9 protein-coding genes are annotated in these 9,572 nt (G+C 59.5%); 8 read left to right on the top strand and 1 reads right to left on the bottom strand.

The window, feature by feature from the left end; all coding sequences use genetic code 11:
• The first annotated feature begins 34 nt into the window (after positions 1–34).
• The 8 genes from KHQ23_RS08645 to KHQ23_RS08610 all read left to right on the top strand — a co-directional run bounded on the left by KHQ23_RS08645 (position 35) and on the right by KHQ23_RS08610 (position 8,575).
• Positions 35–655 carry a phosphate propanoyltransferase gene (locus KHQ23_RS08645; RefSeq protein WP_004182798.1) on the top strand — a complete coding sequence of 207 codons (621 nt, stop codon included), beginning with the start codon at positions 35–37 and terminating at the stop codon, positions 653–655.
• Positions 656–667: 12 nt separating this feature from the next.
• Positions 668–1,336 (top strand): hypothetical protein, encoded by a 669-nt coding sequence (locus KHQ23_RS08640; protein WP_004182797.1) that lies wholly within the window; start codon positions 668–670, stop codon positions 1,334–1,336.
• Positions 1,337–1,367: 31 nt separating this feature from the next.
• Positions 1,368–1,781: a multidrug efflux SMR transporter gene (locus KHQ23_RS08635; RefSeq protein WP_004182796.1), complete on the top strand. Its 414-nt coding sequence runs from the start codon at positions 1,368–1,370 to the stop codon at positions 1,779–1,781.
• Positions 1,782–1,798: 17 nt separating this feature from the next.
• Complete coding sequence (locus tag KHQ23_RS08630; RefSeq protein WP_004182795.1) at positions 1,799–2,128, top strand: multidrug efflux SMR transporter; 330 nt, start codon at positions 1,799–1,801, stop codon at positions 2,126–2,128.
• Between the two features lie 200 nt (positions 2,129–2,328).
• A complete protein-coding gene (gene trpS, locus KHQ23_RS08625; RefSeq protein WP_004182794.1) occupies positions 2,329–3,336 on the top strand; it encodes a tryptophan--tRNA ligase in 1,008 nt (335 codons plus the stop codon).
• Between the two features lie 306 nt (positions 3,337–3,642).
• The gene (locus KHQ23_RS08620; protein WP_004152412.1) at positions 3,643–4,710 is read left to right on the top strand and encodes an HlyD family secretion protein; all 1,068 of its coding nucleotides are present in this window, start codon (positions 3,643–3,645) and stop codon (positions 4,708–4,710) included.
• On the top strand, positions 4,707–7,451 hold the full coding sequence (rbbA, locus tag KHQ23_RS08615) for a ribosome-associated ATPase/putative transporter RbbA (protein ID WP_004182793.1): 2,745 nt from the start codon (positions 4,707–4,709) through the stop codon (positions 7,449–7,451). Before KHQ23_RS08620 ends, rbbA begins: the two co-directional genes overlap by 4 nt.
• Complete coding sequence (locus tag KHQ23_RS08610) at positions 7,451–8,575, top strand: ABC transporter permease (protein ID WP_019705896.1); 1,125 nt, start codon at positions 7,451–7,453, stop codon at positions 8,573–8,575. The genes rbbA and KHQ23_RS08610 overlap by 1 nt, the downstream gene beginning before the upstream one ends.
• A 40-nt stretch (positions 8,576–8,615) precedes the next feature.
• Here the strand turns inward: KHQ23_RS08610 and KHQ23_RS08605 are convergent, their stop codons facing one another.
• The gene (locus tag KHQ23_RS08605) at positions 8,616–8,933 is read right to left on the bottom strand and encodes a hypothetical protein (protein WP_002887322.1); all 318 of its coding nucleotides are present in this window, start codon (positions 8,931–8,933) and stop codon (positions 8,616–8,618) included.
• Positions 8,934–9,572: the final 639 nt, after the last annotated feature.

The raw sequence follows: 9,572 nt of genomic DNA, 5'->3' as shown, positions 1-9,572 counted from the left end.
ATAAACATCCGGCGCTGAAGAAAGGGAAGAAGTCATGATCGACACCCTGGTTCGCGAAAAAATCGCCGCTCGCCTGAGCGCAACGGCGCCGGCGATCCCGGTGGGGATCTCCAACCGCCACGTCCATCTCGCGCAACAGGACGTCGAGGCGTTGTTCGGCAAAGGCTACAGCCTGACGCCGTTTAAACCGCTGCGCCAGCCGGGGCAGTTCGCCGCCCAGGAGTACGTGACCGTTGTCGGACCGAAAGGCTCGCTGACCAACGTCCGTGTCCTCGGGCCGACCCGCCCGCTATCGCAACTGGAAGTATCGCGCGCCGACTGTTTCACGCTCGGGATTAAGGCGCCGGTTCGTGAGTCCGGCCAGCTGGAGAATGCCGGTAGCGCGCTGCTGATTGGCCCCGCAGGCCACGTTGAACTCCATTCGCAGGTGATCTGCGCCTGGCGGCATATTCATATGTCGCCGCAGGACGCGCGCCAGCTCAACGTCAGCAATGGCCAGAAGGTCAGTGTGCGCAGCAATGGCGAGCGCCAGCTGACTTTCGACGAAGTGGTGGTGCGGGTGCGCGATGACTTCGCGCTGGAGTTTCACATCGACACCGAAGAAGCCAATGCCGCCGGGTTGAAAAACGGCGCGCAGGTGACGCTCATCGGCTAACGGAGGCTCGCCATGACCGACGAACAGATTGAAGGTTTAGTTACGCGGATTTTGCAGCGCCTGCGCCCGCCGGTACTGGTGATGGTGACCGCCGCTGACGGCTATCGCGCGGCGATCCGCCAGCGCCTGGCGGGCTGCGGCTACCCGCTGCGCCTCGCGCTGGAGGAGGGTCTCGCCGACGCCACCGCGTGGCGAGAGGTGGGCGAGATTATCCCGTCATCGACCTGGCAGGATCTCCTGCCGTCAGCGCCGTGGCGGGCGGTACTGCTACCGTTTCTCGATTATCCGCAAGCCTCGGATCTGCTGAACGGCACCCTGCGCAATCCGGTCTCCCGCTGCGCGCACGAGGCGCTGCTGGCGGGTATTCCGGTGCTGGCGCTGCGCTACCACTGCGATCCGCACAGCGAGCTCAACCGGCTGCGCGGCGCGCAGGCCGGCAGCGCCTACGCCGGACATCTGCAGACCACGCTGGCCCGTCTGGAAGCCTGCGGCGTCTTCCTCGGCACCATGAATGAGCTGCTGGCGAAGCTGGACGCGCCCACCGCGCCTGCCGCCGTCAACAGCGAACCGCGCCGTTATCTTACCGTCACAGACGTGGTGAATAATCCGGCGCTGGCGGCGGCCCCGCGCGCTCAGCTGACCGATGCGGCCATTGATTATTTAAAAAACAGAAAGATATGACCTTACCCAACGATGAACCTGGAGCTTAACGATGTCTTCGAAAACAAAATGCTGGTTATGGATGCTGCTGGTTATCCTCTCCGAAACCTCGGCAACCTCGACGTTAAAAATGTTCGGTAACAGCGAAGGCAGCACAAAAATGCTGCTGCTCGTATTGCTGATTGCGCTCTATTGCACCTGCTATTACTCGCTCTCAAGGGCGGTGAAAGATATCCCGGTCGGCCTGGCGTACGCCACCTGGTCCGGTACCGGTATCCTGGTGGTCTCGACGCTGGGAATGGCCTTCTACGGCCAGCACCCGGATACCGCCGCCATCATCGGCATGGCGGTGATCGCCAGCGGCATCGTTATCATGAACCTGTTCTCGAAAATGGGTTCCGAAGAGAGCGAAGAGGCTGCGCCCGTCACGCCAGTCGCCTCCATGGATAAGAATATCGCCAACTAACAGGAAAGGAACACCCTATGTTTAATCTCGGATTTTTATGGCTGGCGCTGTCTATCGGCTCCGAAATTACCGGCACCTCGATGATCAAAAAAACCAACGGCTTCAGCAAACTGGCGCCTTCGGCGCTGGTGGTCTGCGCCTACGGCCTGTGCTACTTCGCCCTCACCCGCGCGATGAGCACCATTCCGGTGGGCGTAGCCTACTCGCTGTGGTGCGGCTTCGGTATCGTCGGCGTGACGATCTGCTCCATGATCCTCTATAAGCAGAAACCGGACCTGGCGGCCATTATCGCCATGGCGCTGATTATCTCCGGCGGCGTGATCATGAACGTCTTCTCGACCATGTAATACAAGGCGGGTTTACCCCGCCGTGATTTCGTGGCAGGATAAAAAGATGAACAGAAACGTTATCGTTACCTATCCCCGCCGTTGGTGGCTGCCTGCATAACAGGCGGCACGATACACGTTTCCATTTTCAAAGCCGCCGGAAGGCGGCTTTGGTGTTTTCAGGACGTCTTTCGGCTGAACAGTCTGATAAGGAGTCCCTGATGAACCATCCACAAACCATCCTCACCGGCGACCGCCCGACCGGCCAACTTCATCTTGGCCACTACGTCGGCTCGCTGCGCCAGCGCGTCGCGCTGCAGCATAACCACCAGCAATTTATCCTGATCGCCGACCTGCAAGGGCTCACGGACAACGGCAGCAATCCGCAAAAAATCAGCCACCATATCCTCGAAGTCATGGCCGATTATCTGGCCGTCGGCATCGACCCCAGGCTCACCACTATTTGCCTGCAGTCCGCCCTGCCGGCGCTGGCGGAGCTCAGCGCGCTGTATATGAATATCGTCACCGTCGCCCGCGTAGAACGTAATCCGACGGTCAAAAATGAGATTGCCCAGAAGGGATTCGCCCGCTCGCTGCCGGTGGGTTTTCTCGCCTATCCGATTAGCCAGGCGGCCGATATCACCGCGTTCAAGGCCGAACTGGTGCCGGTGGGCGACGATCAGCTACCGATGATTGAGCAGACCAACGAGATCGTCCACAAGATGAATAGCCTCACCGGCGAGCCGGTGCTGCGCCACTGCAAGGCGCTACTCAGCGAAGTGAGTCGCCTGCCGGGCGTCGATGGCAACGCCAAAATGTCGAAATCGCTGGGCAATACGCTGACGTTATCGGCCACAGAGGAGGAGATCCACCACGCGGTCAGCGCGATGTATACCGACCCGACGCACCTGAGAGTCAGCGATCCGGGACATGTCGACGGCAACGTGGTGTTTACCTATCTCGATGCATTCCACAGCGATAAGGCGCGGGTGGCAGAGATGAAAACCCACTATCAGCGCGGCGGGCTGGGCGATCGCCAGTGTAAGATTGAGCTGGAGACCTGCTTGCAGACGCTACTGGCGCCGATCCGCGAACGCAGGGCCACTTTTATTCAGGATAAAGGGATGCTGTTGGAACTGCTGCGCCAGGGCAGCGAACGCGCCCACCACCTCACACAGCAGACGCTGCATGAGGTGAAGCGTGGGCTGGGTCTGCCGGTGCTGTTCTGAGATGGTGAAATACTCCCTGTGCGGATAATTTTGTTAACACGCCGACAAGACCCTGTCTTTCGTATGGACAATATCGCCCCGGCTGTTACTATCGCGTTAACGGTAGCTCTCACTATGCGTGTTTCATTAAGGCCAGGATCGCTGATGATGACCACATAAGTAGCCCAGCGAGCGGCTGCGCATCGGCGCGGCAGAGCGCGGCGTCAGCGGCCCTCCCTCCACTTTTTCGTCCTTCGCAAGAAGGACGCTCCGCCCGCCGGAGGAAACACGCGCACCACTCAGCACAGGGAATCAAGCGAGTCGCGTATGGACAAAATAAAGAAACGTTGGGCAGGGTATTTTGTCGGCTTACTGGTGGTGCTCGCCGCCGCCGCATGGTGGCTGCTGCGCCCGCCGGGACTCCCGGCGGGGTTTGCCAGCAGCAACGGCCGAATCGAAGCCACCGAAGTTGATATTGCCAGTAAAATCGCCGGGCGTATCGACACCATTCTGGTCAAAGAGGGTCAGTTCGTGCACCAGGGAGAGGTGCTGGCGAGAATGGATACCCGGGTACTGAACGAGCAGCGTCTTGAAGCCGCCGCGCAAATCAAGGAAGCGGAAAGCGCGGTCCTGGCCGCCAGAGCCTTGCTCGATCAGCGACAAAGTGAAATGCGTGCCAGCGAAGCGGTAGTGAAGCAGCGCCAGGCGGAGCTGGATTCCACGGCGAAACGCCATGTTCGCTCCAACACCCTCTCCCAGCGTGGCGCCGTCTCCGCCCAGCAGCTGGATGACGATCGCGCGGCCGCAGAGAGCGCCCGCGCGGCGCTGGAATCGGCGAAAGCCCAGGTCTCCGCCGCCCGCGCCGCCATCGAAGCTGCCCGCACCAGCATTATTCAGGCGCAAACCCGCGTCGAAGCCGCCCAAGCGACCGAGCGGCGGATCCTCGCCGATATTGACGATAGCGAGCTCAAAGCCCCCCGCGATGGCCGCATTCAGTATCGCGTCGCTGAGCCAGGCGAAGTCCTGGCCGCCGGTGGCCGGGTACTGAACATGGTCGATCTCGCCGATGTCTATATGACCTTTTTTCTGCCCACCGAACAGGCAGGTCTGCTGGCGCTCGGCAGCGAAGCGCGCTTGGTCCTTGATGCCGCGCCGGATCTGGTGATCCCGGCCAATATCAGCTTTGTCGCCAGCGTCGCCCAGTTCACGCCGAAAACGGTCGAGACCAGCGACGAGCGCCTGAAGCTAATGTTCCGCGTCAAAGCGCGTATCCCGCCGGAGCTGCTGGCGCAACACCTGGAGTATGTCAAAACCGGCCTGCCCGGTATGGCTTACGTACGGCTGGATAAACAACAACCCTGGCCTGAAGCCCTGGCGGTGAGGTTGCCGCAATGAAACTAACGCCGCAGGATACCTCGCCCCCCGTCGCCCTGCTGGAACATGTTGGTCAGCAGTTTGGCGCCACCATCGCGCTGCGCGATATCAGTCTGGCGATCCCGGCACGGCGTATGGTTGGCCTGATTGGCCCGGACGGCGTCGGCAAATCGAGCCTGCTTTCGCTGATCGCCGGGGCGCGGACCATCGAGCAGGGGAACGTGATGGTGCTTGGCGGCGATATGCGCGATGTGCATCACCGCCGCGAGGTGTGCCCGAAAATCGCGTGGATGCCGCAGGGGCTGGGGAAAAACCTCTATCACACTCTCTCGGTGTATGAAAACGTCGACTTCTTCGCCCGCCTGTTCGGCCACGATAAAGCCGAGCGCGAACTGCGCATCAACGAGCTGCTGCAGAGTACCGGGCTGGCGCCGTTTCGCGATCGCCCCGCCGGAAAACTCTCCGGTGGGATGAAGCAAAAGCTCGGCCTGTGCTGCGCGCTGATCCACGATCCGCAGCTGCTGATCCTTGATGAACCGACCACCGGCGTCGATCCCCTCTCCCGGGCGCAGTTCTGGGAGCTTATCGACAGTATTCGCCAGCGCCAGCCGGCGATGAGCGTGCTGGTGGCCACCGCCTACATGGAAGAGGCCGAGCGCTTTGACTGGCTGGTGGCGATGAACGCCGGCGAGGTGCTGGCGACCGGCAGCGCCGCAGAGCTCAAAGCCCAGACCGGCAGCCAGACCCTGGAGCAGGCGTTTATCGCCCTGCTGCCAGAAGCACAGCGTCGGGCGCATAGGGCGGTAGTTATCCCACCGCGCGACAGCCGTGAGGAAGAGATCGCCATCGAAGCGCGCGGCCTGACCATGCGCTTCGGCAACTTTGTTGCCGTCGACCACGTTAATTTCCGCATCGCCCGCGGTGAAATCTTCGGCTTCCTCGGCTCCAACGGCTGCGGCAAATCCACCACCATGAAGATGCTCACCGGCCTGCTGCCCGCCAGCGAAGGTGAAGCCTGGCTGTTCGGCCAGCCGGTCGACCCGAAGGATATCGCCACCCGCCAGCGGGTGGGCTATATGTCGCAGGCCTTCTCGCTCTATAGCGAGCTGACCGTCCGGCAAAACCTCGAGCTGCACGCCCGCCTGTTCCATATTCCGGACGGCGAAATCCCCGGCCGGGTGGCGGAAATGTGCGAGCGCTTTATGCTGACCGAGGTTGAAGACGCGCTTCCCGCCGATCTGCCGCTGGGGATCCGTCAGCGCCTGTCGTTAGCGGTGGCGGTCATCCATCGCCCGGAGATGCTGATCCTCGACGAGCCGACCTCCGGCGTCGACCCGGTGGCGCGGGATATGTTCTGGCAGCTGATGGTAGACCTCGCGCGGCAGGATCAGGTGACCATTTTTATCTCCACCCACTTTATGAATGAGGCGGAACGCTGCGATCGTATCTCCCTGATGCACGCCGGCAAAGTGCTGGCCAGCGATACGCCGCAGGCGCTGGTCGAGCAGCGCGGTTCAAACAGCCTGGAAGAGGCGTTTATCGCCTGGCTTAAAGAGGCCCAGCCGTCCTCTCCAGTACCAGAAGAACCCACGTCTGCTGTGGCATCGCATTCCGGACATACGGCTCCACGGCAGGCCTTCAGTCTTCGCCGGCTGTTTAGCTATAGCCGCCGCGAGGCGCTGGAGCTGCGCCGCGATCCGGTACGATCGACGCTGGCGCTGCTGGGGACGGTGATCCTGATGTTTATCATGGGGTATGGGATCAGCATGGACGTTGAGGATCTGCGCTTTGCCGTCCTCGACCGCGATCAAACCCTCAGCAGCCAGGGCTGGTCGCAGAACATAGCCGGTTCACGCTACTTTATCGAGCAGGCGCCGCTGCACAGCTATGACGAACTGGACCGCCGGATGCGCGATGGCGAGCTGGCGGTGGCAATAGAGATCCCGCCGAACTTTGGTCGCGATATCGCCCGCGGCACGCCGGTGCAAATCGGCGTGTGGGTGGACGGCGCGATGCCCAACCGCGCGGAAACCGTGCGCGGCTACGTACAGGCGATGCATCTGGCCTGGCTGCAGGAGATGGCCGGCCGGCAGAGCAGCCCGCAGCGCGATACCTCGCTCATCTCCATCGAGACCCGCTATCGCTACAATCCAGATGTGAAGAGCCTGCCGGCCATCGTCCCGGCGGTGATCCCGCTGCTGCTGATGATGATCCCGGCGATGCTCAGCGCCCTGAGCGTAGTGCGTGAGAAAGAGCTCGGATCGATTATCAACTTGTACGTGACGCCAACCACCCGCAGCGAATTCCTGCTCGGCAAGCAGCTGCCTTACATCGTACTGGGGATGTTTAACTTCTTCCTGCTGTGCGCGCTGTCGGTCTTTGTCTTTGGCGTCGCGCATAAGGGGAGTTTCCTGACGCTGACCCTGGCGGCGCTGCTGTATGTCACCATCGCCACTGGTCTGGGGCTGCTGATCTCAACCTTTATGAAGAGCCAAATCGCCGCTATTTTCGGTACCGCGATTATTACGCTGATCCCGGCAACCCAGTTTTCCGGAATGATCGATCCGGTGGCCTCGCTGGAAGGTCCCGGACGCTGGATTGGGCAAATCTACCCGACCAGCCACTTCCTGACTATCGCCCGCGGGACCTTTTCGAAAGCGCTGAATATTAGCGATTTGTGGGGCTCATTCATTCCGCTACTGATTGCGGTGCCGCTGGTGCTCGGGTTGAGCGTGCTGCTGCTGAAGAAACAGGAGGGATGATGCGCGGATTACGCAATATTTATAATCTTGGCGTCAAAGAGCTGCGCAGCCTGCTCGGTGATAAAGCGATGCTGGCGCTGATCGTGTTTGCGTTTACCGTGTCGGTGTACTCCTCGGCCACGGTGATGCCCGGTTCGCTGCACCTGGCGCCGATCGCGGTTGCTGATATGGATAAATCACAGCTCTCCTCACGCATTATTAACGCTTTTTACCGTCCCTGGTTTCTTGAGCCGGAGCTGATCACCGCTGATGAGATGGACGCCGGGCTGGATGCCGGGCGCTACACGTTCGCCATCAACATCCCGCCTAACTTCCAGCGCGATGTACTGGCCGGTCGGCAGCCGGAAATCCAGGTCAACGTCGACGCCACGCGCATGAGTCAGGCCTTTACCGGCAACGGTTACATCCAGAATATTATCACCGGCGAAGTAAACAGTTTTATCGCCCGCTATCGGGATAACAGCGTGCTGCCGGTAGAGCTGGCGGTCAGGATGCGTTTTAATCCTAACCTTGAGCAGGAGCGCTTTGGCGCGGTGATGGCGATCATCAACAATATCACCATGCTGGCCATTGTCCTCACCGGTTCGGCGCTGATCCGCGAGCGGGAACATGGCACCATTGAGCATCTGCTGGTGATGCCGGTCACGCCGTTTGAAATTATGCTGGCCAAGATCTGGTCGATGGGCCTGGTGGTGCTGGTGGTCTCCGGGTTGTCACTGATACTGATGGTACAGGGGATTTTGCAGGTGCCCATTGAAGGGTCGATTCCCCTGTTTATGCTGGGGGTGGCGCTCAGCCTGTTCGCCACGACCTCAATCGGCATTTTTATGGGCACCCTCGCCCGCTCGATGCCGCAGCTGGGGCTGCTGATGATCCTGGTCTTACTGCCGCTGCAGATGCTCTCCGGCGGATCCACGCCGCGAGAAAGTATGCCGCAGCTGGTACAGGATATTATGTTGACCATGCCGACCACCCACTTCGTCAGCCTGGCGCAGGCGATATTGTATCGAGGCGCCAGCTTCGCCATCGTCTGGCCGCAGTTCTTAACCTTGCTGGCTATCGGCGGAGTGTTCTTTACTATCGCGTTGCTGCGTTTTCGTAAGACTATTGGTGAGATGGCATAAAGGCTTAAGAAGGGCCGTCGACTTACGGCGGCCGAATGGTTTATTTATGGCGATTCATAAAGCGACGTAAACCCCAGGTGAAGGCCATCGCCATACTGAAGAGAATGAACAGCAACACCACCCAGCTGATGGAGATGCGCAGCAGCGTGCCGGGGGTCATAAACGGCTGCAGATACACGGTGAAGGACTGGGCGGGTGATTTTCCCAGCAGTTCATAAACGTTATCGGTGAGCCACACGCCGACCCGGCAGAACAACCAGATAATCGCTGGCCAGCAGAGCAGCACCAGAAAGGTAAAGCGCTCCTGAATGTAAGTGAAGAGCTGGCGCAATGGCGACCAGTTAAGCAGGATTTTCATTTCTATTCTCATTTGCCAGCCGAGAACCTGCATATGTCTCGCAAGGTATTTCGGGCAGCATCCATACAGGCAATCATCCCTCTTTGTATATCAAATTTGCTGCCATATAAACCAGATCAAGTTAACAAAGTGTTAATGATAAAGCTCATTTAGACAAAAACAGGGAAGAAGCATACCGTTCGCCACAATACATCCGGAAGCGAAGTATCCAGTCACGGAAATATTTTTTCTGAAGCGTAAACGCGTTATTTTGTGGGAGGAAGAGGCCGCATCATTATTTTACCGGGGCACAATATAATGGCGCTGAAATAAAGAAATAATATTAATCGTAGCTGCTGATAATTATTTTCCGACTTGTATCATCCGGTAAATTCACTATCCGGTTGACCATGCCACAAGCATTCGTCACGCTATTTTGCGAAGCAATAAAGGCGGTGCTGCGCACCTTGTCCGGCCACAGGGACGTAGCCCCGTGTCGGATCCGTAGCCCCGGTAAGCGCAGCGCCACCGGGGGAGATATACCCCACACAGCAAAAAACCCCGCACCTTTCGGGACGGGGTTCTTTTTAAACGCAAAAACAGAAAGCCCGGTCTTTCGACCGGGCTTTCTGCTTTATTTGATGCCTGGCAGTTCCCTAC

It is taken from the genome of Klebsiella sp. 64, from assembly GCF_018223915.1.
GTDB lineage: Bacteria > Pseudomonadota > Gammaproteobacteria > Enterobacterales > Enterobacteriaceae > Klebsiella > Klebsiella pneumoniae.
The sequence above is the reverse complement of the archived record's forward strand: the minus strand, read 5'-3'. Positions and strand labels throughout refer to the sequence as shown.

Coding starts and splice junctions, on each gene's coding strand:
- KHQ23_RS08645 (WP_004182798.1), top strand. CDS start 35: ATGATCGACACCCTGGTTCGCGAAAAAATCGCCGCTCGCCTGAGCGCA.
- KHQ23_RS08640 (WP_004182797.1), top strand. CDS start 668: ATGACCGACGAACAGATTGAAGGTTTAGTTACGCGGATTTTGCAGCGC.
- KHQ23_RS08635 (WP_004182796.1), top strand. CDS start 1,368: ATGTCTTCGAAAACAAAATGCTGGTTATGGATGCTGCTGGTTATCCTC.
- KHQ23_RS08630 (WP_004182795.1), top strand. CDS start 1,799: ATGTTTAATCTCGGATTTTTATGGCTGGCGCTGTCTATCGGCTCCGAA.
- trpS (WP_004182794.1), top strand. CDS start 2,329: ATGAACCATCCACAAACCATCCTCACCGGCGACCGCCCGACCGGCCAA.
- KHQ23_RS08620 (WP_004152412.1), top strand. CDS start 3,643: ATGGACAAAATAAAGAAACGTTGGGCAGGGTATTTTGTCGGCTTACTG.
- rbbA (WP_004182793.1), top strand. CDS start 4,707: ATGAAACTAACGCCGCAGGATACCTCGCCCCCCGTCGCCCTGCTGGAA.
- KHQ23_RS08610 (WP_019705896.1), top strand. CDS start 7,451: ATGCGCGGATTACGCAATATTTATAATCTTGGCGTCAAAGAGCTGCGC.
- KHQ23_RS08605 (WP_002887322.1), bottom strand. CDS start 8,933: ATGAAAATCCTGCTTAACTGGTCGCCATTGCGCCAGCTCTTCACTTAC.